At 73.5% G+C, this 22,699-nt stretch carries 26 protein-coding genes; 17 read left to right on the forward strand and 9 right to left on the reverse strand.

Translation table 11 applies throughout. The annotated features are described in order from the left end of the window. The first annotated feature begins 68 nt into the window (after window positions 1-68). From ACWCYY_RS10215 to ACWCYY_RS10225, 3 genes are all read left to right on the forward strand, one after another. Window positions 69-725 carry a TetR/AcrR family transcriptional regulator gene (locus ACWCYY_RS10215; protein ID WP_380150140.1) on the forward strand — a complete coding sequence of 219 codons (657 nt, stop codon included), beginning with the start codon at window positions 69-71 and terminating at the stop codon, window positions 723-725. Between the two features lie 134 nt (window positions 726-859). Then, a complete protein-coding gene (locus ACWCYY_RS10220) occupies window positions 860-1,087 on the forward strand; it encodes a DUF3107 domain-containing protein (protein WP_345287327.1) in 228 nt (75 codons plus the stop codon). A 154-nt stretch (window positions 1,088-1,241) separates the two neighbouring features. Next, window positions 1,242-1,517 (forward strand): hypothetical protein, encoded by a 276-nt coding sequence (locus ACWCYY_RS10225; protein WP_449795641.1) that lies wholly within the window; start codon window positions 1,242-1,244, stop codon window positions 1,515-1,517. Window positions 1,518-1,539: 22 nt separating this feature from the next. On the opposite strand, the gene ACWCYY_RS10230 is transcribed toward ACWCYY_RS10225, so the two are convergent. After that, complete coding sequence (locus ACWCYY_RS10230) at window positions 1,540-2,304, reverse strand: ferritin-like fold-containing protein (protein WP_345287323.1); 765 nt, start codon at window positions 2,302-2,304, stop codon at window positions 1,540-1,542. Between the two features lie 386 nt (window positions 2,305-2,690). Between ACWCYY_RS10230 and ACWCYY_RS10235 the strand changes: the two genes are divergently transcribed. The 6 genes from ACWCYY_RS10235 to ACWCYY_RS10260 all read left to right on the forward strand — a co-directional run bounded on the left by ACWCYY_RS10235 (window position 2,691) and on the right by ACWCYY_RS10260 (window position 8,588). Further along, window positions 2,691-4,463, forward strand: a complete 1,773-nt coding sequence (locus tag ACWCYY_RS10235; RefSeq protein ID WP_449795642.1) for a DEAD/DEAH box helicase — start codon at window positions 2,691-2,693, stop codon at window positions 4,461-4,463. 259 nt (window positions 4,464-4,722) lie between these two features. Next, entirely contained in the window at window positions 4,723-5,589 is an 867-nt protein-coding gene (locus ACWCYY_RS10240) for an alpha/beta fold hydrolase (RefSeq protein ID WP_449795643.1), read from the forward strand. Window positions 5,590-5,871: 282 nt separating this feature from the next. Next, window positions 5,872-6,018: a hypothetical protein gene (locus tag ACWCYY_RS10245; protein ID WP_345287319.1), complete on the forward strand. Its 147-nt coding sequence runs from the start codon at window positions 5,872-5,874 to the stop codon at window positions 6,016-6,018. A 276-nt stretch (window positions 6,019-6,294) separates the two neighbouring features. Next, window positions 6,295-6,933, forward strand: a complete 639-nt coding sequence (locus tag ACWCYY_RS10250; protein ID WP_345287420.1) for a DUF6758 family protein — start codon at window positions 6,295-6,297, stop codon at window positions 6,931-6,933. A 73-nt stretch (window positions 6,934-7,006) separates the two neighbouring features. Beyond that, window positions 7,007-7,861: a PHP domain-containing protein gene (locus tag ACWCYY_RS10255; RefSeq protein WP_449795644.1), complete on the forward strand. Its 855-nt coding sequence runs from the start codon at window positions 7,007-7,009 to the stop codon at window positions 7,859-7,861. Window positions 7,862-7,973: 112 nt separating this feature from the next. After that, the gene (locus tag ACWCYY_RS10260) at window positions 7,974-8,588 is read left to right on the forward strand and encodes a MarC family protein (protein ID WP_345287315.1); all 615 of its coding nucleotides are present in this window, start codon (window positions 7,974-7,976) and stop codon (window positions 8,586-8,588) included. A gap of 20 nt (window positions 8,589-8,608) precedes the next feature. Here ACWCYY_RS10260 and ACWCYY_RS10265 read toward each other — a convergent pair whose 3' ends face one another. Beyond that, window positions 8,609-9,226, reverse strand: a complete 618-nt coding sequence (locus ACWCYY_RS10265) for a suppressor of fused domain protein (RefSeq protein ID WP_345287313.1) — start codon at window positions 9,224-9,226, stop codon at window positions 8,609-8,611. Between the two features lie 490 nt (window positions 9,227-9,716). Here ACWCYY_RS10265 and corA point away from each other — a divergent pair, with 490 nt between their 5' ends. Then, window positions 9,717-10,829 (forward strand): magnesium/cobalt transporter CorA, encoded by a 1,113-nt coding sequence (gene corA, locus ACWCYY_RS10270; RefSeq protein ID WP_345287311.1) that lies wholly within the window; start codon window positions 9,717-9,719, stop codon window positions 10,827-10,829. 25 nt (window positions 10,830-10,854) lie between these two features. On the opposite strand, the gene ACWCYY_RS10275 is transcribed toward corA, so the two are convergent. Further along, on the reverse strand, window positions 10,855-11,787 hold the full coding sequence (locus ACWCYY_RS10275; RefSeq protein WP_380150142.1) for a DMT family transporter: 933 nt from the start codon (window positions 11,785-11,787) through the stop codon (window positions 10,855-10,857). A gap of 132 nt (window positions 11,788-11,919) precedes the next feature. Between ACWCYY_RS10275 and ACWCYY_RS10280 the strand changes: the two genes are divergently transcribed. Both ACWCYY_RS10280 and ACWCYY_RS10285 read left to right on the forward strand, forming a co-directional pair. After that, the gene (locus ACWCYY_RS10280) at window positions 11,920-12,453 is read left to right on the forward strand and encodes a hypothetical protein (RefSeq protein WP_449795645.1); all 534 of its coding nucleotides are present in this window, start codon (window positions 11,920-11,922) and stop codon (window positions 12,451-12,453) included. Window positions 12,454-12,712: 259 nt separating this feature from the next. Further along, window positions 12,713-13,531 (forward strand): MerR family transcriptional regulator, encoded by an 819-nt coding sequence (locus tag ACWCYY_RS10285; RefSeq protein ID WP_449795646.1) that lies wholly within the window; start codon window positions 12,713-12,715, stop codon window positions 13,529-13,531. Window positions 13,532-13,538: 7 nt separating this feature from the next. On the opposite strand, the gene ACWCYY_RS10290 is transcribed toward ACWCYY_RS10285, so the two are convergent. Beyond that, window positions 13,539-13,955: a VOC family protein gene (locus tag ACWCYY_RS10290; protein ID WP_449795647.1), complete on the reverse strand. Its 417-nt coding sequence runs from the start codon at window positions 13,953-13,955 to the stop codon at window positions 13,539-13,541. 144 nt (window positions 13,956-14,099) lie between these two features. Here ACWCYY_RS10290 and ACWCYY_RS10295 point away from each other — a divergent pair, with 144 nt between their 5' ends. From ACWCYY_RS10295 to ACWCYY_RS10305, 3 genes are all read left to right on the forward strand, one after another. Then, window positions 14,100-15,410: a magnesium transporter MgtE N-terminal domain-containing protein gene (locus tag ACWCYY_RS10295; protein WP_345287303.1), complete on the forward strand. Its 1,311-nt coding sequence runs from the start codon at window positions 14,100-14,102 to the stop codon at window positions 15,408-15,410. Window positions 15,411-15,486: 76 nt separating this feature from the next. Continuing rightward, entirely contained in the window at window positions 15,487-16,032 is a 546-nt protein-coding gene (locus ACWCYY_RS10300) for a DUF1003 domain-containing protein (protein WP_345287416.1), read from the forward strand. Window positions 16,033-16,088: 56 nt separating this feature from the next. Next, entirely contained in the window at window positions 16,089-17,249 is a 1,161-nt protein-coding gene (locus ACWCYY_RS10305) for an Mrp/NBP35 family ATP-binding protein (RefSeq protein WP_345287301.1), read from the forward strand. 88 nt (window positions 17,250-17,337) lie between these two features. Here the strand turns inward: ACWCYY_RS10305 and ACWCYY_RS10310 are convergent, their stop codons facing one another. From ACWCYY_RS10310 to sigE, 4 genes are all read right to left on the reverse strand, one after another. After that, window positions 17,338-17,988, reverse strand: a complete 651-nt coding sequence (locus ACWCYY_RS10310; protein ID WP_449795648.1) for a hypothetical protein — start codon at window positions 17,986-17,988, stop codon at window positions 17,338-17,340. A gap of 143 nt (window positions 17,989-18,131) precedes the next feature. Next, complete coding sequence (locus tag ACWCYY_RS10315; protein WP_345287297.1) at window positions 18,132-18,548, reverse strand: sec-independent translocase; 417 nt, start codon at window positions 18,546-18,548, stop codon at window positions 18,132-18,134. 148 nt (window positions 18,549-18,696) lie between these two features. Then, window positions 18,697-19,605, reverse strand: a complete 909-nt coding sequence (locus ACWCYY_RS10320; protein ID WP_345287295.1) for an anti-sigma factor family protein — start codon at window positions 19,603-19,605, stop codon at window positions 18,697-18,699. Beyond that, on the reverse strand, window positions 19,602-20,300 hold the full coding sequence (sigE, locus tag ACWCYY_RS10325) for an RNA polymerase sigma factor SigE (RefSeq protein WP_380149453.1): 699 nt from the start codon (window positions 20,298-20,300) through the stop codon (window positions 19,602-19,604). Before sigE ends, ACWCYY_RS10320 begins: the two co-directional genes overlap by 4 nt. Window positions 20,301-20,557: 257 nt before the next feature. On the opposite strand from sigE, the gene ACWCYY_RS10330 reads away from it, so the two are divergent. After that, window positions 20,558-21,223: an O-methyltransferase gene (locus ACWCYY_RS10330; protein WP_380149454.1), complete on the forward strand. Its 666-nt coding sequence runs from the start codon at window positions 20,558-20,560 to the stop codon at window positions 21,221-21,223. A 94-nt stretch (window positions 21,224-21,317) separates the two neighbouring features. Here ACWCYY_RS10330 and ACWCYY_RS10335 read toward each other — a convergent pair whose 3' ends face one another. Then, window positions 21,318-21,485, reverse strand: coding sequence for a DUF3117 domain-containing protein (locus ACWCYY_RS10335; RefSeq protein ID WP_345287293.1), 168 nt, complete (start codon window positions 21,483-21,485; stop codon window positions 21,318-21,320). A gap of 292 nt (window positions 21,486-21,777) precedes the next feature. Here ACWCYY_RS10335 and ACWCYY_RS10340 point away from each other — a divergent pair, with 292 nt between their 5' ends. Beyond that, window positions 21,778-22,578: an enoyl-CoA hydratase-related protein gene (locus tag ACWCYY_RS10340; RefSeq protein ID WP_449795649.1), complete on the forward strand. Its 801-nt coding sequence runs from the start codon at window positions 21,778-21,780 to the stop codon at window positions 22,576-22,578. Window positions 22,579-22,699: the final 121 nt, after the last annotated feature.

Genomic DNA, 22,699 nt, shown 5'->3' on the forward strand with positions numbered 1-22,699 from the left:
TGCAAGCCACGCACGGCACACCGTCCCCGTTCCCGGGCGTGCCGCAGACCGAGAAGTGAGGAGCGCCCGTGTCGGCCGTCCAGGAGGCTCAGGAGCGCCCGCGCGGCGCCCGCCTGCCGCGCAGCGCCCGCCGTGAACAACTGCTCGGTGCCGCGCAGGAGGTGTTCGTCGCCCAGGGCTACCACGCTGCGGCGATGGACGACATCGCCGACCGCGCGGGGGTCAGCAAGCCCGTCCTCTACCAGCACTTCCCCGGAAAGCTCGAGCTCTACCTGGCGCTGCTCGACAAGCACTGCGACGCCCTGGTCGACGCCACCCGGGACGCGCTCGCCGCCACCACCGACAACAAGCAGCGGGTGGCCGCCACCATGGAGGCGTACTTCAACTACGTCTCCAGCGAGTCCGGCGCCTTCCGCCTGGTCTTCGAGTCCGACCTGACCAACGAGCCCGCCGTGCGCGAGCGGGTCGAGCGGGCCGCCGACGCCAGCGCCACCCTGGTCAGCCAGGTGATCGCGGAGGACACCGACCTCCCCGACGCCGAGTCCAAGCTGCTCGCGGTCGGCGTCTGCGGCCTGGCCCAGATCACCGCGCGCTACTGGCTCTCGCAGAACCTGGAGATCCCGCGCGACGCCGCCGTCAAGCTGGTCGCCAGCCTCGCCTGGCGCGGCCTCAAGGGCTTCCCGATGCACCCGGGCGACCAGGGCCCGGAGTCCGCCGCGGGCTGACCGGAGTCCCGCGGTGATCGCGGGACCTTCGCCGCCGGGCCAGGCAGGTGCTCTATGGTGAAGCCGTAAGACGCGAAGGCCGCGAACGGCGGTTCGAGCGCACGGATGACTGCAAACCCGGAGGGACGGAAGCCGTGGAGGTCAAGATCGGCGTGCAGCACGCGCCCCGAGAGATCGTTCTCGAGAGCTCGCAGACTGCCGATGAGGTCGAGAGCGCGGTCGCCAAGGCGCTGGAGGGCACCACGAAGCTCTTCACGCTGACCGACGAGCAGGGCCGTCGCGTCATCGTCCCGGCCGAGCGCCTGGCGTACGTGGAGATCGGCGAGCCGAGCGTCCGCAAGGTGGGCTTCGGCACCATCTGACGCACCGGCAGCACCTGACGCTGTCTCAGGCGGAACGGCCGCCCCTTCACCCGAAGGGGCGGCCGTTCCGCGTCCGGTGCGCGTACCACCCGTCCGCACTGGGTATGGCCCGGGTGGTACCCCCCGCCCCGGCCCCACACCTGGGAGGCAGCCCGTGGTCCTGCAGTCGATCGCCTTCGCCGTCATCGGACTGGCCGTCGCCGCCGTGGCGCTGACGCTGTTCGTCGACTACTTCCCGAATCCGAGGGCACTGACCGTCTGCACCGCGGTGGTCTCGGCCCTGATCGGCGGGGTGGTCTCCGGCTACGCCCTCGACCACCGGCTGCCCGGCCTGGCCCTGCTCTTCTCGGCGGTCAGCTCGGCGCTGCTGCTCTCGGTGCTGGCCCGCCCGGACCGGGCGGCCGGGCACGGCCGCCACCGGCACGCCTGAGGGCGCCGGCGCCTGTCGGGCCCTAGGAGGCCAGCCCCATCGCGGCCATCCGCTTGGTGTGCGCCTCGGTGATCCGGTTGAACATCTTGCCGACCTCGACCAGGTCGAAGCCCTGCACCTCGGCGCCGCCGACCAGCAGGTTGGAGAGCGCGTCCCGCTCCGCCACCACCCGCTGGGCCTGGCTGAGCGCCTCGCCCATCAGCCGCCGGCCCCAGAGCGCCAGCCGGCCGCCGACCCGCGGGTCCTCCTCGATCGCCTGCCGCACCCGGTCCACCGCGAACTGGGCGTGCCCGGTGTCGGCGGAGACGCTGAGCACCAGGTCCCGGGTGTCGTCGTCCAGCCGGACGGCCACCTCGCGGTAGAAGTCGGTCGCGATCGCGTCGCCGACGTACGCCTTGACCAGGCCCTCCAGCCAGTCCGAGGGCGCGGTCATCCGGTGGAAGTTCTCCAGCGGCTCGACGAACGGGGTCATCACCTCGGTCGGGTCGGCCCCGACCTCGACCAGCCGGTCGTGCAGCTGCTGGTAGTGGTGGTACTCGTTGGAGGCCATCTTGGCCAGCGCGGCCTTGTCCACCAGCCCGGGCGCGAACTTGGCGTCCTCGGCCAGCCGCTCGAAGGCGCTCAGCTCGCCGTAGGCGAGCGCGCCGAGCAGGTCCAGCACCGCCGCCCGGTACCCCGGGTCGGCGGCCCTGGCCTCCCAGCCGCCGATGGAGGCGGGAGCGTCGGAAGTGACGGGAGTGACGGAAGCGTCCAGCGGGGTGCCGTCGTCGGCGGCCTGAGTCTCCATTCCCGCCACCCTAGTGCCTCCCCCTCGACAGGCCAGGTCGGCACGGAGTAGGGCACGTCACGTGTTCGAGTCGTCGCCTGACTGTATGGTGGTAGTGAGGCCCGATGTATCCGGGCGGCACATGACGGTGCCGCGCAGGACACCGGGCGTTCACGTACGCGGATGCCCGGTCGGAGAGCCGATCGGCTCCGACCATGGCCCGGACTTCGGGCCCTGGCACCGCATCAGTGGCCGAGCGAGGGCCGCCGCGGACCGCGCCTCCCCCCGGCGCAAGGTCCCGCGCCGCGCCCCTCAAGGGAATCCTCCCCGACGCCGCCGCACCCCGCGCCCGGAACCGGGCCGCTCGGGTCGGCAGGGCACAGGGGCCGGCGCGGTTGTGCGACCTCGTGACGACGGGACGGGCTGCGACGCGGCCCGCGACCGGGCACGGGGCTGCCACGCCGCCTCTCTCGCTCTCGGCCCACCCACACGGAAGAGGCAGCACCCTGTCCACCACCGCTGAACCCACCAAGACCACCTTCCGGGACCTGGGCATCCTGGCCGAGACCGCCGAGGCCCTGGAGGCCGTCGGGATCGTCCACCCCTTCCCGATCCAGGAGATGACCCTGCCGGTCGCGCTGACCGGCCACGACGTCATCGGCCAGGCGAAGACCGGCACCGGCAAGACCCTCGGCTTCGGCCTCCCGCTGATCGAGCGGGTCGTCGTCAAGGCCGACGTGGAGGCCGGCCGGGCCACCGCCGACCAGCTCTCCGACAGCCCGCAGGCGCTCATCGTGGTGCCCACCCGCGAGCTCTGCACCCAGGTCACCAACGACCTGCAGACCGCGGGCAAGGTCCGCGGCGTCCGGGTCCTCGCCATCTACGGCGGCCGGGCCTACGAGCCGCAGGTCGAGGCCCTCAAGAAGGGCGTCGACATCATCGTCGGCACCCCGGGCCGTCTGCTCGACCTGGCCGGCCAGCGCAAGCTGGACCTCTCCAAGGTCCGCGCGCTGGTCCTCGACGAGGCCGACGAGATGCTCGACCTCGGCTTCCTGCCGGACGTCGAGAAGATCATCACCATGCTGCCGGCCAAGCGGCAGACCCTGCTCTTCTCGGCCACCATGCCCGGCCAGGTCATCTCGCTGGCCCGCCGGTACATGAGCCAGCCGACCCACATCCGGGCCACCGCCCCGGACGACACCGGCACCACCGTGGCCAACATCGAGCAGCACGTCTTCCGTGCCCACTCGCTCGACAAGGTCGAGATGGTCGCCCGCATCCTCCAGGCCGACGGCCGGGGCCTGGCGATGATCTTCTGCCGCACCAAGCGCACCGCCGCCGACGTGGCCGACCAGCTGACCCAGCGCGGCTTCGCGGCCGGCGCGGTCCACGGCGACCTCGGCCAGGGCGCCCGCGAGCAGGCGCTTCGCGCCTTCCGCTCCGGCAAGGTCGACGTCCTGGTCTGCACCGACGTCGCCGCCCGCGGCATCGACGTCGAGGGCGTCACGCACGTCATCAACTACCAGTGCACCGAGGACGAGAAGACCTACCTGCACCGGATCGGCCGCACCGGCCGCGCCGGCGCCTCGGGCACCGCCGTCACCCTGGTCGACTGGGACGACATCCCGCGCTGGCAGCTCATCAACAAGGCGCTGGACCTGCCGTTCACCGACCCGGAGGAGACCTACTCCACCTCGCCGCACCTCTACGAGCTGCTCAAGATCGCGCCCGGCACCACCGGTGTCCTGCCGCGCTCCGAGCGGACCCGGGCCGGTCTGAAGGCGGAGGAGATCGAGGACCTCGGCGAGACCGGCGGCCGCGGCTCCCGCACCCGCGGCGGCCGTCGCGGCGCCCCCGCCACCGAGGCCGCTCCGGCCGCCGAGAAGCCGGCCCGCAAGCCGCGTGAGCGCCGCCGCACCCGCGGTGGCGTCGGCGCCGACGGCCAGCCCGTCGCCGAGGCCGCCCCGGTCATCCCGGCCCAGGCCGGCGAGGCCACCCCGGAGGTCGAGGGCGAGGCCCCCAAGCGCCGCCGTCGCCGCCCGCGCGCGGCCGCCACCACCGAGGCCGTCGCCGAGGCCCCCGTCACCGAGGCCGCCCCGGCGGCCGAGGGCGAGGCCCCCAAGCGCCGCACCCGCACGCGCACCCGCCGCACCACCACCGAGGCCCCGGCCGCGGAGTAACAGGCCGCCGGAGGCGGCCAGGGGCGCGAGGAACTGCGCGCATCGGAAGACAACGACCCGTGTGCCGGGTACGGACAGCCACCTGCAAGTGAGCCTCCGTACCCGGCACACGGGTCTTTCCCTCCCGCCTCGCGCAGTTCCCCGCGCCCCCGGGGTAACCACCACCGCGCGCCCACGCGGCGCAGCCGCACATCAGCAGAGCCCCGCGCCCCTGGGTCGCTGCCCTACCGGGCAAGTCCCTTGGCCTACGCTCTGCGAGGTGAGCACTCCCCCGTTCCTGAAGCTGCCCGTCTGCGCCGGTGCCGTCCGGCTGGCCACCTCCCGGGGGAGCTTCGCCGCCTTCGTGGGGGAACCGGCCGGGCCGGTCCGCGGCACCGCCCTGCTGGTCCCGGGCTTCACCGGCAGCAAGGAGGACTTCATCGCCCTCCTGGAGCCGCTCGCCGAGCGCGGCTACCGCACCGTGGCGGTGGACCAGCGCGGCCAGTACGAGTCCGAGGGCCCGGCCGACACCGCCGCGTACGCGATCGGCGAGCTGGCACTCGACGTGCTGGCCCTGACCGCCGCGCTGCCCACCGACGCCCCGCTCCACCTGCTGGGCCACTCCTTCGGCGGTCAGGTCTCCCGCGAGGCGGTCCTGCGGGCGGACCCGCAGGCCCTCCCGTGGAGCTCCCTCACCCTGCTCTCCACCGGCCCCGGCGCGATCGACCCGCCGGAGGCGGCCCGCACCGGGCTGCTCGTCGACGCGCTGGCGGGCGGCCTGTCCCTCGACGAGATCTGGCTGCTGATGCAGGAGATGGACAAGGAGAAGGAGAAGCCCGCCCTCGACCCCGAGATCGCCGGCTTCCTGCACCGCCGCTGGGTGGCCAACCGCCCGGAGGCGCTGATCGCGATGGGCGGCCACCTGGTCGCCGCACCGGACCGGGTGGCGGAGCTGGCCGCCGCCGGGCTGCCGGCCCAGGTGGTCTCCGGCGAGCGGGACTACGCCTGGCCGGTCGAGGAGCAGATCGCGATGGCCGCCCGCCTGGGCGTCCCGCACACCACCGTCCCCGGCGCGCTGCACTCCCCCAACGCGGAGCAGCCCGCCGCGACCACCGCGGTACTCGCCGGTTTCTGGGACCTGACCTGACGGAATGAGCCCGCGCCGAGGACGGCGCGGGCTCAGCACGGGCACCATTTCTTTAGTTCAGGTAATATTTGATTCTGTCCGGGAATCACCGAGCCCGGCGCCCGGTTGTAGCCCTCGAAGCACACCGGCGCCGATGCGCCGAAACCGGGACTTAACGGGCGGGCAACCGCCCGGATTCAGCAGTGCGAGACCGTACGTAGCAGGACAGCACCACACCCGGACGACGAAGACCGAGCTGTCACAACGGCCCCACCCCGCGTGGGGCAGCGAAGGGAGCGACCCATGCGTTTCGAGATCCTCCGCCTGGACGACATCCAGGGCGCCGCCACCGACCGCCTGATCGCCGACGCGGACACCGTCCGCGAGTACGTGGAGCGCGCCGCCCGCACCGGCGAGCGCATCTACATCCGCCCGTGCAAGACGGCCTGACCGGCGCAGGGCCGGCCGACGCCGGATCCGACGCCCCGAGAGCAGCCGACGCCCCGCTCACCCCCACGGGTGACGGGGCGTCAGTGCGTCCGCGGACGGCCCCGGCGGGCCCGTCCGCACCGCCGGCCGCGCGGCCGGACGGGGCCCGCGCACGTTTGCCGGGCCCCTCGGCGGGACATCCCACAACGGGGCAGCCCACCACCCCCCGGCGGAGCGGCACTCCATCCGGGTGATCGTCCTTGACGCGGCGCTCCGGGAGGAGGACCGTTGTCCGTCATGAGGGGCGAGCCAAGCTGCCCGAGGTGTGGCGCCCGGGTCCGCGCACCCGGTCTCTTCTCCGACACCTGGCAGTGTGACCAGCACGGCGCGGTCCATCCGATGCAGCCCGTGCTGCCGCCGAGCGTGGAGGCCCTGGGGGTCGCCGTCGCCCGTTCGCAGGTGCCCGTCTGGCTGCCCTGGCCGCTGCCGGTCGGCTGGCTGTTCACCGGGATCGCGCACGCGGGTGACGACGTGTCAGGTGCCCGTGCCACCGCCGTGGCCTGCTCCGGCCCTGCCCCGCTCGGCGGCTTCGGCGAGCTGGTGCTGGTCGCCGAGGAGCTGGGCGTCGGCCTCGGTGCCCGGTACGCGGGGCTGCCCGGGCCCGATCCGGGCGATTCGGTCTCGCTCTACAAGCCCGCCGACGCCAAGCTGACCGCGGCCGGCCGGCCCACCCCGATGTTCCACGTGCCGAACGCGCCGGACGACCGCGCGGTGTACGTCGGCGAGGCGCGCGGGCTCTGGCTCTGGGCGATCGCCTGGCCCGAGCAGTCGGCGCTGATGATGCACGACGAGCTGGTGCTCACCGACCTGCGGGACGCCGGCGCCGAGCTCGGCCTGCTGCCCTGCGGGGCGCCCTCCCCGCGGCTGCTGGGGTAGCCCGCGGCACCCGGGAGACGGCAGGTCGTAGGCTGAGCGCCCACGGCCCCCGGACCCGAGGAGCGATCACCCCGTGCGCATCGACCTGCACGCCCACAGCAACGCCTCCGACGGCACCGACTCCCCCGCCGAGCTGGTCGCGGCCGCGGTGGCGGCCGGGCTGGACGTGGTGGCGCTGACCGACCACGACACGGTGGCCGGGCACGCCGAGGCGGCGGAGGCGGTGCGCCGCAGCGGGGCGGGGCTGACGCTGATGCCCGGGGCGGAGCTGTCCTGCCGGACCGGCGGGATCTCGATGCACCTGCTGGCCTACCTCTTCGACCCGGCCGAGCCGGAGTTCGCGTCCGAGCGCGAGCTGGTCCGCACCGACCGGTTCCGCCGGGGCCGGGCGGTGGTGGAGAAGTGCGTGGAGCTCGGGGCGCCGATCAGCTGGGAGCAGGTGGAGCGGATCGCCGGGACCGGCAGCGTCGGGCGCCCGCACATCGCCAGCGCGCTGGTCGAGGCCGGGGTGGTGCCGGACGTCTCGGCGGCCTTCACCGCCGACTGGCTGGCCAACGGCGGCCGGGCCGACGTGCCCAAGCACGAGACCGACCCGGTGACGGCCGTCCGGCTGGTCCGGGCGGCCGGCGGGGTGCCGGTCTTCGCCCACCCCGGCGCGGTGAAGCGCGGCCGGACGGTCTCGGACGACACGATCCGGGAGCTGGCCGCGGCGGGCCTCGGCGGCCTGGAGGTGGACCACATGGACCACGACCCGGAGACCCGGGGCCGGCTGCGCGCCCTGGCCGCGGAGCTGGGCCTGCTGGCCACCGGCTCCAGCGACTACCACGGCACCCGCAAGACCGTCCGGCTCGGCGAGCACACCACCGACCCGGCGGTCTACGAGGCCCTGCTGGCCCAGGCCACCGGAGCCGCCCCGATCACCGGCTGACCTCGCGTCAGGGCCGGCCCCCGCCGCACCCCCTGACCTCGCGCCACGGCTCGACGGACCGGACAATTCGTCACATGAGCCGCGTACCACCCCGGTCGACGGGCGCCCGCCGATGAGCTTCTTCGACCTCACGACCTTCGGATCGCTCTTCGTCACCCTGTTCGTGATCATGGATCCGCCCGGGACCATCCCGATCTTCCTGGCCCTGACCTCCGGCCGGGCGGCCAAGGTGCAGCGGAAGATGGCCTGGCAGGCCGCCGCCGTGGCGCTCGGGGTGATCACCTGCTTCGGGCTGTTCGGCCAGCAGATCCTGGACTACCTGCACGTCTCGATCCCGGCGCTCCAGGTCTCGGGCGGCATCCTGCTGCTGCTGATCGCGCTGGACCTGCTCACCGGCAAGATCGAGGAGCCGACCCAGACCAAGGACGTGAACGTCGCCCTGGTCCCGCTCGGCACTCCGCTGCTGGCCGGGCCGGGGGCGATCGTCGCGGTGATCCTGGCGGTGCAGGGGGCGGACGGCGCGGCCGAGGAGTTCTCGGTCTGGACCGCGATCCTGGCCATGCACGTGGTGATGTGGCTGACCATGCGGTTCTCGCTGGTGATCATCCGGGTGATCAAGGAGGGCGGCGTGGTCCTGATCACCCGGCTCTCCGGGCTGCTGCTCTCCGCCATCGCGGTGCAGCTGGTGGCCAGCGGCGTCTACGGCTTCATCAAGGACTACAGCTGACGGCCGGGGCCGACGGCCCGTCAGTCCAGCGCCACCCCGCGGCGCTCCGGGTCCCGCAGGTCGGTGCCGTGCCGCAGCCAGCGCTCCTCCAGTTCGGCCGCGCCGTGCACCCGCTTGTGCGCCGCCTCGTTGGGGGTCATCGGCAGCAGCGGCAGGAAGCGGACCGGCTCGGCCGGCTCCGGCAGCTCCAGGTCGGGCACCAGCCCGCCGGGCTCGCCGGTCAGCACCGAGGTGAACGGGGCGCCGGCCCAGAGCGGGGAGCCGAGGTCCAGCGAGGCGCCGGGGGCCACCACCAGGCCCTCGACCTGAGGGGTGGCGGCGAAGGTGGCCAGCGTGCGGAGCACGTCGTCGCGCCCCCCACGGACCGTCAGCACCAGTTCGGTGCGCGGCCCGCGGACCGGGTCGGCCACCACCGCGGTGGGATCGGTCATCGGCGCGGCCGACATCCCGAGGGTGACGTACCTCACCAGACCGGCCGCGTCCGGGCCGAAGCGCAGCACCTCGATCCGGTCCGCGCCGAGGAACGTGACGGCGGCCCGGCCGGTCGGTTCGCCGAAAGTCGCCAGCAAGCGGGCCTCGACGGCGGCCAGCACGGCCGTGCGGGAGAGCTCGGCGGGGTCGTGGAAGTCGTGCGCCATGGGCAGACCCTAACGCCCGGTTGACAGCCGGGGCGCGTAGACCCCCAGCGCTGGCGGCCCGTCAACTGTTAGGGTATGGAGCTGGCCACTGGGGCATCACTCCACCTACAGGGCCACGACGTGAAGGAGGTGGTTGCGGTGGATACCAGCCGACCATGCAGTACCAGCAGCTCTGCCCGGCCGCGTCGCCTCCGCTCCGTCCTCGTCACCCTCGTCTGAGGCCCCTCTTCGCAGGGCCCCTCTCCGCAGGGCACCGTCCGATCGCCCAGCAGATCGGCCGAGCGAGCACCTGAGGCAGCGTCACGTCCGGCCGGGAGAGCACCTTCCCCGAAGCCGCAGGGTCCAAACCGCGCCCCAGCAAGGCAGCAGGACTTCTTCCACGGCTCCGGAAACACCGGCCTCGGCCGCTACGAACGTGCCGCCCGCCCCGCCGCACCACGGTCTGCCCACAGCTCCGCCGTGCGACGGTTTCCTGCCCGAGGAGCCCGTCATGTCGATGATCGACAACCTCCGTGCCGTCGTCCGCCCGCGCCCGCGCCGCACCGCGCCCAAGTACGACGCCGCCACCGGCGACCAGGCCTCCTCGGCCGTGGTCGACTGCGCCGTCTACCTGGACGGCAAGCGGTCCGGAGCCAAGTGCAGCCCGCGCGAGGCGGCCCGCCAGGTCCGCGCAGCCCGGGAAACGGATGCAGGATCGTTCAGCTGGATCGGCCTGCACGAGCCCACCGAGGCCGAGTTCGAGGGCATCGCCCAGCGCTTCGGCCTGCACCCGCTGGCCGTGGAGGACGCCGTCCACGCGCACCAGCGCCCCAAGGTGGAGCGCTACGACGACGTGCTGTTCGCGGTCTTCAAGACCATCCGGTACGTGGAGCACGACGCGCTCACCCCGACCTCCGAGGTGATCGAGACCGGCGAGCTGATGGTCTTCGTCGGCCCCGACTTCGTGATCACCGTCCGGCACGGCGGCCACAGCTCGCTCACCCAGCTGCGCCGCCGGCTGGAGAGCGACGGCGGCGGCGAGCTGCTCGCCAAGGGCCCGTCCGCGGTGCTGCACGCCATCGCCGACCAGGTGGTGGACCAGTACCTGCTGGTGGCCGACCGTCTCCAGGCCGACGTGGACGACATCGAGTTCGACGTCTTCGCCAACAAGGGCGGGCGCGGCGCCGACGTCGGCCGGGTCTACCAACTCAAGCGCGAGGTGCTGGAGTTCAAGCGTGCGGTCACCCCGCTGCTGCGGCCGATGCAGCAGCTCTCCGAGCCCGGCCAGCGGCTGGTCGACCCGGACATCCGCAAGTACTTCCGCGACGTGGCGGACCACCTGACCCGGGTGGTCGAGCAGGTGCACGGCTTCGACGAGCTGCTCAACTCGCTGCTCCAGGCCAACCTGGCCCAGGTCTCGGTGGCGCAGAACGAGGACATGCGCAAGATCACCGCCTGGGCGGCCATCTTCGCCGTCTCCACCATGGTCACCGGCGTCTACGGGATGAACTTCGACTACATGCCGGAGCTGCACTCCAAGTACGGCTACCCGATCGTGATGGCCTGCATCGGGGTGCTCTGCGTCGGCATGTACCGGGGCTTCCGGCGCAACGGATGGCTCTGACGGCCCGTCACGCCGCCGCGCCCGGTCAGTCGCGGCTCTGGCCCCGGACCACCAGGGCCAGGCCCGCCAGGATCACCACCAGCGCCGGGTAGGCGGCCACCGGCGGCAGCTGGCCCAGCCAGAGGGCGGCGATCAGCGCCGCACCCGGGGTCTCCAGCAGGATCGCGGTCGAGGTGACGGTGGGGCCGAGGGTGCGCACCACCCGGTTGCTCAGCGAGTGTCCGAGCAGCTGGGCGGCCACCATCAGCAGCGCGATCTGCCACCAGACCCCGGCGTCCCACCCGCTCATCGGGGTGCCGGCGGCCAGGCAGATGACCAGCAGCACCGCCGCGGTGGTGGTGTAGCAGACCAGCGTGTACGCGGTGGTGCTGACGGTCCGCCGGACCTCCGCGCCGAGCAGCATGTACCCGGCCGCGGCCAGCCCGGCGCCGAGCGCCAGCGCGTCCCCGAGCAGGGCCCGCGGGGAGAGCGACATGTCGACCCCGGTCAGCACCAGCACCCCGGCGAAGGCCACGCAGGTGCCGATCCACACCAGCCGGGGCGCGCGGTGGCCCATCAGCCGCATCAGCAGGATCGTCCAGAGCGGCGTGGTGGTGACCAGCGCGGTGGCCGAGGCCACCGAGGTCATCCGCAGGCTGGGCATCCAGAGCGCGAAGTGCAGCCCCAGCAGCACGCCGGCCGCCACCGCCAGCAGCAGCGCCCGGCGGCCGATCCCGCGCAGCTCGGCGCGGTGGCGCAGCAGCGCGTACGGGCCGAGCACGCCCACCGACATGACGTTGCGCCAGAACGCGATGGCCAGCGCGGGGGCGGCGGTCGCGGTGATCAGCGGGGCGGAGAGCGAGATGCCGGTGATCGAGACGGCCAGCAGCACCAGGTCCGTCCTGGGCAGCACGGCCCGGGCGGGCGCGGCGGCGGGCGCCTGGGCGGCGGTGACGGTCTCGGACCGGGCGGCGGGCACGGTGCTCCTCGGGGTGGTGCTCAGGGTGGTGCTCGGGTTTCGGCTCTTACCGTAAGGGCTGTGACGGCCGGACGGAACTGTCGTCCTGCCTGCTGGGACATCCGGCGGACGGCAAGCCGTACGCTGTCCGCCATGGAGCCCACGATCGCCGCCGACGACCTGCTGGACCGCGCCCTGCTGGAGGAGGCCGCGAAGAAGTCCGGCCTGCTCTGGGTCCGCGCCGACGGGCAGCCGCAGGCCAGGCCGGTCTGGCACGCCTGGCACGACGGCGCGGTGGTGGTGGTCGGCGACGGCGCCGAACAGCCGCTGCACGGCCTGACGGCCGGTCAGGGCGCCGAGGTGACGGTGCGCAGCAAGGACAAGTGGGGCCGGCTGACCGCCTGGCCGGCCCGGGTCAGCAAGCTGGCCCCGGGCAGCGAGGCCTGGACGGGCGCGGTCGAGGAGCTCAAGGGCAAGCGCCTGAACGCCCCCGACACCGACACCATCGGCGACCGCTGGGCCCGCGAGTGCCGCGTGCTCCGCCTGGAGCCGGCGGGCGCCCTCTCCGAGAAGCCCGGCACGATGCCGGACGTCTCCCACCAGGCCGTCCCGATGCCCACGGACGCCACCACCCGCAAGCCCATCCCGGCCGGCCTCCCCAAGCTCCTCTTCAAGCGCTCCCGCTGACGATCTCCGAAGGTCCGGAAGGGCAGCGACCCAGGGGCGCGAGGAACTGCGCGAGTCGGAAGAACGAGACCCGTGTGCCGGGTACGGAGATCTACTTGCACGTGAGCGTCCGTACCCGGCACACGGGCGGCGCCTCCCGCAGCGCGCAGTTCCTCGCGCCCCTGGGTCGCTGCCCTCCCGGCGGGCCCGGAGGGCAAGCCTGCGGCCCGCCCCCACCTTTGACCCTGACACCGTGTCAGGGCTTGGAGTAGCCCTCGTCATGTTCAGCATCGGAGACTTCGCGAAGCACGGCCGGGTGTCGGTCCGGATGCTCCGCCACTACGACGCCATCGGCCTGCTCGCCCCCGCCCGGGTGGACCCGTTCACGGGCTACCGGGGCTACGAGGCGGCCCAGCTCGCCCGGCTCAACCGGATCATCGCGCTCAAGGACCTCGGCTTCACGCTCCAGCAGGTGGCGGCCGTGATCGACGAGCAGGTGTCCCCGGAGGAGCTCCGCGGCATGCTGCGCCTGCGCAGGGCCGAGCTGGCGGCGGCGGTGGCGGAGGCCGAGAGCCGCCTCACCCGGGTGGAGTCGCGGCTCCGGTCGATCGAGAGCGAGGGGCACATGCCTGCCGACGACATCGTGGTGAAGAGCCTTCCGGCGGTCCGGGTGGCCCGGCTGTCCGCCGTGGCGGAGAGCTTCGAGCCGGAGCACATCACCCCCGTGGCGGGGCCGCTGTTCGACCGCCTCTGCCGCCTGGTGGAGGAGGCCGGGCTGACGGTGGCCGGCCCGGGCCTAGCCCTGTACGAGGAGGCCGAGCCGGGCAGCGAGCGGGTCCGGATGTTCGCCGCGCTGCCGGTAAACGCCGCGCCCGACCCGGCGTACGGCTTCGAGGTCGCCGACCTGCCCGCCGTGGAGCGGGCCGCCACCGTCATCCACCGGGGCTCGATGGACGAGGTCCTGCCGACCGTCCAGACGCTGGCCCGGTGGACCGAGTCCACCGGGCACCGCGCCGTCGGGTACAACCGCGAGCTCTACCTGGAGTGCCCGGCCGACCTGGCCGGCTGGGTCACCGAACTCCAGCAGCCGCTCGCCTGACGCCCGCTCAGGACCGGACGGGCGCCGCCGCGTTCGACCACTCGCGGGTGGAGAGCACCAGCCGGTAGCCGTCCGGGTCCTCGACCGTGACGCCCCACTGGTCCCAGTAGGGGTTGTGCGCGGGGACCCGGCGGCCGCCGTGCGCCTCCAGCCGCTCGACCAGCTCCTGCGGCACCTCCCCGCCCAGGTAGACCACCAGCAGGTCCTCCGCCGTCGGCTGCGGCCGGACCGCCCCCGCGTCCACCAGCTCCAGGTGCCAGGCGGCGTCCGGCCAGCCGGCCATCAGCAGCGCGTGCTCCTCTGAGCCCGGTTCGGGCTCCGAGCGCCAGAGCACGCTCAGCCCGAGGCCCTCGATCCAGAACCGCTCCGCCGCCGCCAGGTCCCTGCTCGGCCGGGCGATCCGTACGTGTGCCGAACCGTTCATGCGCAATCCCCTCCCGTGACGCGTGACGACCACTCCGTCTGACGGATGATCAAGTGTCCGACCGTACCGCGCCGCCGCCGGTCGGCGGGCTGCCGCCGTCGCGGGCGGGTAGCCTGGGCGCGGATCGTCGCGAGGAGGAAGCCAATGGCAGGGCCGGGCACCCGGGTCTTCATCTCGCACCTCTCGGGGGTCGCGGTCTTCGACCCGAACGGCGACCAGGTCGGCCGGGTGCGGGACGTGGTGGTCTCGCTGCGGATCGGCGGCCGCCCGCCCCGGGTGCTGGGCCTGGTGGTCGAGGTGGTCGGCCGGCGGCGGATCTTCCTGCCGATGACCAGGGTGACCAGCCTGGAGTCCGGGCAGGTGCTCACCACCGGTGTGATCAACATGCGGCGGTTCGAGCAGCGCCCCTCCGAGACCCTGGTGCTGGCCGAGCTGCTGGACCGCACCGTCACCCGGACCAAGACCTCCGACGAGGTCACCGTGCTGGACGTGGCGATGGTGCAGACCCGGGTCCGCGAGTGGGAGATCAGCAAGGTCTTCGTCCAGGTCGGCAAGGTCTCCCGGCTGCGCAAGGCCAAGGGCGAGACGCTGACGCTGGACTGGTCCGCCGTCAGCGGCTTCTCGCTGGCCGAGGAGGGCCAGGGCGCGGCCAACCTGCTGGCCACCTTCGAGCAGCTCCGCCCGGCCGACCTGGCCAACGTGATGCACCACCTCTCCCCCAAGCGCCGCGCCGAGGTGGCCGCCGCCCTCGACGACGACCGGCTGGCCGACGTGCTGGAGGAGCTGCCGGAGGACGACCAGGTCGAGATCATCGGCAAGCTCCAGGAGGAGCGCGCCGCCGACGTGCTGGAGGCGATGGACCCGGACGACGCCGCCGACCTGCTCTCCGACCTGCCCGAGGAGGCGGCCGAGCGGCTGCTGCGGCTGATGGAGCCGGACGACGCCGCCTCCGTCCGACGCCTGCTCAGCTACGAGGAGAACACCGCCGGCGGCCTGATGACCACCGAGCCGATCGTGCTGGAGCCGGACGCCACCGTGGCCGAGGCGCTGGCCCGGGTCCGGGTCTCCGACCACAAGCCGGCCCTGGCCGCCCAGGTCTACGTCTGCCGCCCGCCGAACGAGACGCCGACCGGCAAGTACCTGGGCACCATCCACTTCCAGCGGCTGCTCCGCGAGCCCCCGTACACCCTGGTCGGCTCGCTGGTCGACGACGACCTGGACCCACTGCCGCCGGACACCCCGCTGCACCTGGTGACCAGCTACCTGGCCGCCTACAACATGGTGGCCGCGCCGGTGGTGGACGAGGCCGACCACCTGCTCGGCGCCGTCACCGTCGACGACGTGCTCGACCACCTGCTGCCGGACGACTGGCGCGAGGAGGCGCTGCACGCGGGCGACGCGCACGACTCCCACGACCGCGATGCCGAGAGCGAGGTGACCACCGGTGGACGGTGACCGCAGGAACCGCCGCGACGAGTCCCCGCGCCAGCGCCTCCAGGGCGAGCTGCGCGAACTGCGCCAGCTGCGCGAACTGCGCGCGCGCGAGGGCACCCAGCGCAGCAGCCGCACCGAGTCCACCGGCAGCTCGGCCCGGGTCCGGCTGGACCAGCCGCGCACCGCCCGCCCCGGGCTGATCTCGCTGCCGGCCTACGACCCCGAGGCCTTCGGCAAGCTCTCCGAACGGATCGCCCGCTTCCTCGGCACCGGCCGGTTCATCGTCTGGATGACGGTGGTGATCATCGCCTGGGTGGTCTGGAACACCGTGGGGCCGGTGAGTTGGCGCTTCGACGACTACCCGTTCATCTTCCTCACCCTGATGCTCTCGCTCCAGGCCTCCTACGCGGCCCCGCTGATCCTGCTCGCGCAGAACCGCCAGGACGACCGGGACCGGGTCAACATGGAGCAGGACCGGGCCCGCAGCGACCGCAACATCGCCGACACCGAGTACCTCACCCGCGAGGTCGCCGCCCTGCGGCACGGCCTCGGCGAGGTCGCCACCCGCGACTTCGTCCGCTCCGAACTCCAGGCGCTGCTCAAGGAACTCGACGAACGCCGGGACCACGCCGACACGTTGTGACCCTCCGCACGTTACTCTCCGGTCGGCCGGGTACCGCCGGGCCTTACCATCAAGGCATGGCGAACGAGACTGAGGTCCCGGCAGGCGTCACGGAGGACTCCGTGCGCACCGCGCTGGCGACCGTCAACGACCCGGAGATCAACCGACCGATCACCGAGATCGGCATGGTGAAATCGGTCGAGATCGGGGCCGGCGGCGCGGTGAAGGTGGCGGTCTACCTGACCGTCTCCGGCTGCCCGATGCGCGAGACCATCACCGAGCGGGTCACCACCGCCGTCTCCGCCGTGCCCGGCGTGACGGAGGTTCAGGTCGAGCTGGACGTGATGAGCGACGAGCAGCGGCGCGAGCTCTCCCAGCTGCTGCGCGGCGGCGCGCCCGAGCGCGAGATCCCCTTCGCCAAGCCCGGCACCCTCACCCGGGTCTACGCCGTGGCCTCCGGCAAGGGCGGCGTCGGCAAGTCCTCGGTCACCGTCAACCTGGCCGCCGCGATGGCCGCCGACGGCCTCAAGGTCGCCGTGGTCGACGCCGACATCTACGGCCACAGCGTGCCCCGCATGCTCGGCGTCGAGGGCCGGCCGACCCAGGTCGAGGACATGATCATGCCGCCGTCGGCGAACGGCGTGAAGGTCATCTCGATCGGCATGTTCACCCCCGGCAACGCGCCGGTGGTCTGGCGCGGCCCGATGCTCCACCGCGCCCTCCAGCAGTTCCTGGCCGACGTCTACTGGGGCGACCTCGACGTCCTCCTGCTGGACCTCCCGCCCGGCACCGGCGACATCGCCATCTCGGTCGCCCAGCTCGTCCCGAACGCCGAGATCCTGATCGTCACCACCCCGCAGATGGCCGCCGCCGAGGTGGCCGAGCGGGCCGGCACGATCGCCCTGCAGACCCACCAGAAGATCGTCGGCGTGATCGAGAACATGTCGGGCATGCCCTGCCCGCACTGCGACGAGATGATCGACGTCTTCGGCACCGGCGGCGGCCAGACCGTGGCCGACGCCCTCACCCGCTCCGTCGGCGCCACCGTCCCCGTCCTCGGCTCCATCCCGATCGACGTCCGCCTCCGCGAGGGCGGCGACGACGGCCGCCCGGTCGTCCTCTCCAACCCCGACTCCCCCGCCGGCTCCGCCCTGCGCACCATCGCCGGCAAGCTCGGCGGCCGCCAGCGCGGCCTCTCCGGCCTCTCCCTCGGCCTCACCCCGAAGAACAAGTTCTGACGGACCGCCAGGCGCACGGCGCGGCCCCCGGGAGGAGATCCTCCCGGGGGCCGCGTGCGTCGTCGGTGCGGGCCGTCCCGCCGGAGCCTCAGCGGCCGTCGTAGACGGTCAGGTCGGGGACGGTGGAGAAGCCGGCGCCGTAGGCACTGACGCCGCGGCCGTAGGCGCCGAGGAGGACGCCGGGGGCCTCGCCGGCCAGGACCCAGCCGTACTCGGACTCGCGGTAGCGGAAGGGCTGCGGGAGGCCGTTGACGGGGAGGGTCAGGGGGGACCAGCCGGGGCCGTCGAGGTCGTCGGCGAGGTCCCAGGCGAGGGCGGTCTGCTGGTCGAGCCAGTCCTGGCGCAGGGTGCGGTCGAGCTGGCCCGGCCAGGTGGCGGCGAGCAGGCCGGAGCCGGCCAGCCAGGCGGCGGAGGAGGCGGAGGTGGCCTCCAGGGTGCCGGTGTTGTCGGCGCTGCGCCGGGAGTCGCGGCGGGCCACCGTGACCACCACGGCGAACTTGCGGACGTCCCGGGGCTCGTAGGCCTTGGCGGGTTCGTCCCCGTGGCCGAGGGTGCCGTAGTCGACGGGGCCGCCGTCGCGGCCGCCCGCGCCGGCCTGCATCAGCCAGCGCCGCCCCGTCCAGCCGTCGTCCAGGCCGTACCAGGGGAAGTCGGCGGACTGGTAGGGCGCCAACGGGTCGGCGGCGGCGCGCTTCTGCGCACCGACCGGGGCCCCCACCGTCGTGCTGCTCGCGTCCATCCCGCTCCTCCTAGGTCACACCGCTGATCTGCACTCAGCACAGTAGCGGGCGCCGGACGCCGACGCCCCGCGCAGCGGAGCTGGCGGGGCGGCGGTACGGGGGCCTGACGGCGGGTCAGGCGGCGGGCCGGGCGGCGTCCGGGTCAGGTGGCGTCCGGGTCGAAGGGCGGGCGCTCGCCGGCCTTCAGCGGCTCCAGGGTGACCGGCGGGGCGGACTTGGTCAGGTCGGCGACGGCGCGCATCGGCGCGGGCTCGTCGTTCAGCACCGACTTGATGTCCATGCCGTCCCGGAGCTCCTTGAAGCCGAGCGGGTCCTCGTTGCCGCCGAGCAGCTGCTTGCGGACGAAGGTCTTGGGGTTCAGGTCCTCGAAGTCGAAGTCCTTGAAGTCGTCGCCGAGCTCGCTGCGGATGTCCTCCTTGGCGTTGTCGGCGAAGGAGCGCACCTTGCGGATGAAGCCCATCACGTCCTGGATCAGCTTCGGCAGCTTGTCCGGACCGAAGATCACGATGGCCAGGACGACGATCGTCAGCAACTCAAGTGGGCCTATGTCAGTGAACACCCGAGCTCCCGGCGCTGAAAAAGAGGTCTGGACAGCAGTCAGTACAGAGTAAACGGCCCCGGCGCCGACCAGGGATGCCCCCGGATGAAGCTGTGGCAAAAAGCGTCCCCGCCGTGGCCCGGGCGGGCCGCGGCGGGGACGGTGCAGGTCAGCGGAAGTAGTGCTGCGGCCCGGAGGGGGACCCGTCGGGCGTGGCCGAGGGGCGGGGGCCCCGGGCCGGTTGGACGGCGCGCTCGCCCTGGAAGTCCACCGGGACCACGGCCGACCCGCCGGAGCCGGAGCCGCTGACCGGGGAGATCCGGGTGGGCACCGGCTGGCCGGAGACCGCGCCGACCCCGCCCAGGGTGACCGCCGCGACCGAGAAGGCCCCGGCCGCCGCGAACACGAAGCGCCGCCCGCGGGGGGCGGAGACCCGCACCGCCGGGGGCAGTTCGGCCAGCGCGGCCAGCGGGCGGACCGCGGCGGCGACGGGACGGACGGCGGCCGCCAGCGGACGGACCGCGGCGGCCCTGCGGGCCCTCGGGTCGAGCCCGGGCAGCGGGCTGTCGGCGCCGAGCGCACCGCCGCCGAAGGAGGCCCCGGCGCCGCGGCCGAAGGAGCCGCCGGTCAGCCGGCTGCCGCCGAAGGTGCTGGGGCCGGGCTCGGGCAGCGGGCCTGCGGCCGGCAGGCCGGCGAGCGGCTGCCCGGGGCCGCCCGGCAGGTCCTCGTCGTCGGGCAGGGCGGCGACCGCGAGCAGACGGGCCATCAGCAGGCCGGACGGCTCGGGGACGGCGGTGCGGGTGAGGAGCTGCTTGGCCGCCCGGCTCTCGTCCGCCTCGGCGAGGCAGTCGGAGCAGGTGGCGAGGTGGGACTGGACCCGCTCGCGGTCGTCGTGGTCGAGCTCGCCGTCGACGAAGGCGGCCAGCCGGTCGCCCAGGTGGTGCTGCCCGGGGGTCGGCGCCGGGGCCGCGGCCGCGGTGGGCAGGGGGTGAAGCTCCGTCAGGGGCTCGGCACGGCGGCCGAGTGCGGCCCGGACGCTGCCGCGCCGGGACCTCCCGGTGGAGCCGGCCGAACTCACGCCGGCCCCCGTTCGCCCCCGGACCCGGCGGCCACCGCCACCGGCTCGGCCCCGCCGCGCCGGACCCGGCCCGGCGCGCTGCCGGGGGCCCGGTGCTTGAGCGCGGCCCGCAGGTGCGAGCGGCCACGGTGGATGCGCGAGCGCACGGTGCCGAGCTTCACGCCCAGCGTCGCGGCGATCTCCTCGTAGGAGAGGCCCTCGATGTCGCAGAGCACCACGGCGGCCCGGAACTCGGGCGCCAGGGTGTCCAGCGCCTGCTGGACGTCGGCGTCGAAGTGGGTGTCGCTGAAGTGCTGGGCCGGGCTCGGTTCCTTGGACGGCAGCCGCTCGGCCGCGTCCTCGCCCAGCGCGTCGAAGCGGATCCGCTGGCGGCGGCGGACCATGTCCAGGAAGAGGTTGGTGGTGATCCGGTGCAGCCAGCCCTCGAAGGTGCCGGGCGTGTACGTGGAGAGCGAGCGGAACACCCGGACGAAGACCTCCTGGGTCAGGTCCTCGGCGTCGTGCTGATTGCCCGTCAGGCGGTAGGCCAGCCGGTACACCCGGGCGCTGTGCGCCTCGACGATCTCCGCCCAGCTCGGCGGCGTCCAGGTCTGCGCGTCGGGGCCCTCGGCGAAGGTCGCGAGCGGGGCGGCGGCCGCCGCCTCGGAATCGGCTGCGGTCGACGTGTCCAGGGGGGAGTGCGCAGGCTGGTTCATCACGGGCTTCGGCGTACGGGCCGACGCGGTGCCGTAGGAGTGCCACGGCATCGGGGCGTCGCCCTCGGCCACACCTCCTCGGTCGGCTCTTCTGCCCAGCAGGGCCACCACCATATCCACCTCACCCGTCAGATCCGGATAAAGCACCGATTCCGGCTGCGTCCACGGTGCTCCGTGCGCCGATCACCGGCCCTCTCCCGGAACAACGGCCCGTCTTCGAACGCGGTTCCCGCGCGGCCAGTAACCTGTGGCTGGAAATATCGACATCCGGCGCTCCGGAAGAGGCAGCCATCACCGAGTTCGGGCCCGCGCGAGCGGCACTCGCCGACAGCTACGTCGGCGAGGACGCGGTGCTGACCTACGCCCGGGCGCACTCCGCCCGGACCGGCGTGCAGGCGATCGGGCCGAGCGGCGGCGCCGCGCTGCGGCTGATGGCCGCCGCGCTGGACGCCAAGGCGGTGGCCGAGATCGGCACCGGCACCGGCGTGTCCGGGGTCTACCTGCTGCGCGGGATGCGGCCGGACGGCGTGCTCACCACCGTCGACGTGGAGCCGGTGCTCCAGCAGTACGCGCGCGAGGCCTACCAGGCGGCCGGCTTCGCGGCGAACCGGGCGCGGTTCATCCCGGGCCGGGCGCTGGACGTGCTGCCCAGGCTCGCGGACGGCCAGTACGACCTGGTGTTCTGCGACGGCGACCCGGCCGAGTCCCGGGCGTACCTTGCAGAATCGTTGCGCCTGCTGCGGCCCGGCGGGATGGTCTGCTTCGAGGGCGTCTTCCAGCAGGGCCGACTGGCCGAGCCCGACCACCACGACGCGGCCACCCACGCGGTGCGCGAGCTGGTCCGCGACGTCCGGGAGAGCGAGCTGCTGCTGCCCGCCCTGCTGCCGGTCAGCGACGGGCTGCTCTGCGCCGTCAAGCGCTGACGGGGGCTCAGGACAACGCGAAGCCCGGTTCCGGAGGTCCGGAACCGGGCTCAGGTCTGCGGTCTCCGAGGAGAACGCGGCAGCACCCGCTGTGTCAGCCGGTGACGTTCTTCAAAGCCTCACCGAGGGCGCTCGCCTCATCCGGCGTGAGCTCCACCACCAGGCGTCCGCCGCCTTCGAGTGGAACGCGCATGATGATGCCCCGCCCCTCTTTGGTGACCTCGAGCGGGCCGTCACCCGTCCGCGGCTTCATGGCCGCCATGCTCGTTCCCCTTCCTGCAAACCGCTCAACTACGTCCCGGCAGTCCGTCCACCGCCGGTATCGAACGCATTGATCGGAAGCCATTATCCCGCATCCGGAGCCCGGATGACCAACGTCACTCTCTCCGCACCACCCGCCGCACCCCTGAGAGGTCCCCGGTGGACGGCCGGAAGCCCCGGTGGCACGAGGTGTGCGGCGCCGCGAAAAGGTGCCCGAGCTCACACTCCCTCATGCCACTGACAGTCGGGCATCCTGACACCGTCCCACCCTCAGACACCGGGAGCTGCGGTCCATGTCGGACTCCGTGCTGTACGAAATCGACGGCGGCCTGGCCGTCATCACCATCAACCGTCCCGAGGCGATGAACGCCCTCGACACGGCCACCAAGGTGGCCCTGCGGGACACCGTGACGGCCGCCGCCGAGGACTCGGCCGTCCGGGCGGTGCTGCTCACCGGGGCGGGCCGGAAGGCCTTCTGCGTCGGCCAGGACCTCAAGGAGCACCTGGGCCTGCTGAAGGCGGCCGACGAGGGCGGGGCGCCCGCCCTGCGGACCGTCGCCGAGCACTACAACCCGCTGGTGCGGGCGCTGGCCGGGATGAGCAAGCCCACGGTGGCGGCGGTCGGCGGCGTGGCGGCCGGGGCGGGTGCCTCGCTGGCCTTCGCCTGTGACTTCCGGATCGTGGCCGACACGGCCGGCTTCAACACCTCCTTCGCGGGCGTGGCGCTGACCGCCGACTCCGGGGCCTCCTGGACCCTGCCGCGGCTGGTCGGGCACGCCCGGGCCACCGAGCTGCTGATGTTCCCGCGCACCGTCAAGGCCGCCGAGGCGGCCGAGCTCGGTCTGGCCACCAAGGTGGTGCCGTCCGACGAACTCGCCGCCACCGCACGGGAGTTCGCCCAGCGTCTGGCCGAGGGGCCGACGGTGGCGCTGGGAGCGATCAAGACCGCCCTGGCGTACGGCGCGACCCACTCGCTGAGCGAGCTGCTGGACAAGGAGGACGAGCTGCAGACCCTGGCCGGCGCCAGCGAGGACCACCGCATCGCGGTCGCCGCCTTCCTCGCCAAGGAACAGCCGAAGTACCTCGGCCGCTGAGGCACGTGGCTGCGCCCCGCAGGGGCGCGGGGAACTGCGCGGGTCGGAAGGCGGCTCACCTGCAACTGAGGGCACGTCAGCCAGTTGCAGGTGCTGCCGTTCCCCTGCGCGCAGTTCCCCG

Source organism: Kitasatospora sp. NPDC001664 (assembly GCF_053596675.1).

Bases quoted from the DNA above. Each gene is read 5' to 3' on its own strand.
- ACWCYY_RS10295 (WP_345287303.1), top strand. From the start codon at position 14,100: ATGGCAGGGCCGGGCACCCGGGTCTTCATCTCGCACCTCTCGGGGGTC.
- sigE (WP_380149453.1), bottom strand. From the start codon at position 20,300: ATGAACCAGCCTGCGCACTCCCCCCTGGACACGTCGACCGCAGCCGAT.
- ACWCYY_RS10340 (WP_449795649.1), top strand. From the start codon at position 21,778: ATGTCGGACTCCGTGCTGTACGAAATCGACGGCGGCCTGGCCGTCATC.
- ACWCYY_RS10250 (WP_345287420.1), top strand. From the start codon at position 6,295: ATGAGGGGCGAGCCAAGCTGCCCGAGGTGTGGCGCCCGGGTCCGCGCA.
- ACWCYY_RS10335 (WP_345287293.1), bottom strand. From the start codon at position 21,485: ATGGCGGCCATGAAGCCGCGGACGGGTGACGGCCCGCTCGAGGTCACC.
- corA (WP_345287311.1), top strand. From the start codon at position 9,717: ATGTCGATGATCGACAACCTCCGTGCCGTCGTCCGCCCGCGCCCGCGC.
- ACWCYY_RS10305 (WP_345287301.1), top strand. From the start codon at position 16,089: ATGGCGAACGAGACTGAGGTCCCGGCAGGCGTCACGGAGGACTCCGTG.
- ACWCYY_RS10280 (WP_449795645.1), top strand. From the start codon at position 11,920: ATGGAGCCCACGATCGCCGCCGACGACCTGCTGGACCGCGCCCTGCTG.
- ACWCYY_RS10245 (WP_345287319.1), top strand. From the start codon at position 5,872: ATGCGTTTCGAGATCCTCCGCCTGGACGACATCCAGGGCGCCGCCACC.
- ACWCYY_RS10290 (WP_449795647.1), bottom strand. From the start codon at position 13,955: ATGAACGGTTCGGCACACGTACGGATCGCCCGGCCGAGCAGGGACCTG.
- ACWCYY_RS10285 (WP_449795646.1), top strand. From the start codon at position 12,713: ATGTTCAGCATCGGAGACTTCGCGAAGCACGGCCGGGTGTCGGTCCGG.
- ACWCYY_RS10260 (WP_345287315.1), top strand. From the start codon at position 7,974: ATGAGCTTCTTCGACCTCACGACCTTCGGATCGCTCTTCGTCACCCTG.
- ACWCYY_RS10230 (WP_345287323.1), bottom strand. From the start codon at position 2,304: ATGGAGACTCAGGCCGCCGACGACGGCACCCCGCTGGACGCTTCCGTC.
- ACWCYY_RS10265 (WP_345287313.1), bottom strand. From the start codon at position 9,226: ATGGCGCACGACTTCCACGACCCCGCCGAGCTCTCCCGCACGGCCGTG.
- ACWCYY_RS10310 (WP_449795648.1), bottom strand. From the start codon at position 17,988: ATGGACGCGAGCAGCACGACGGTGGGGGCCCCGGTCGGTGCGCAGAAG.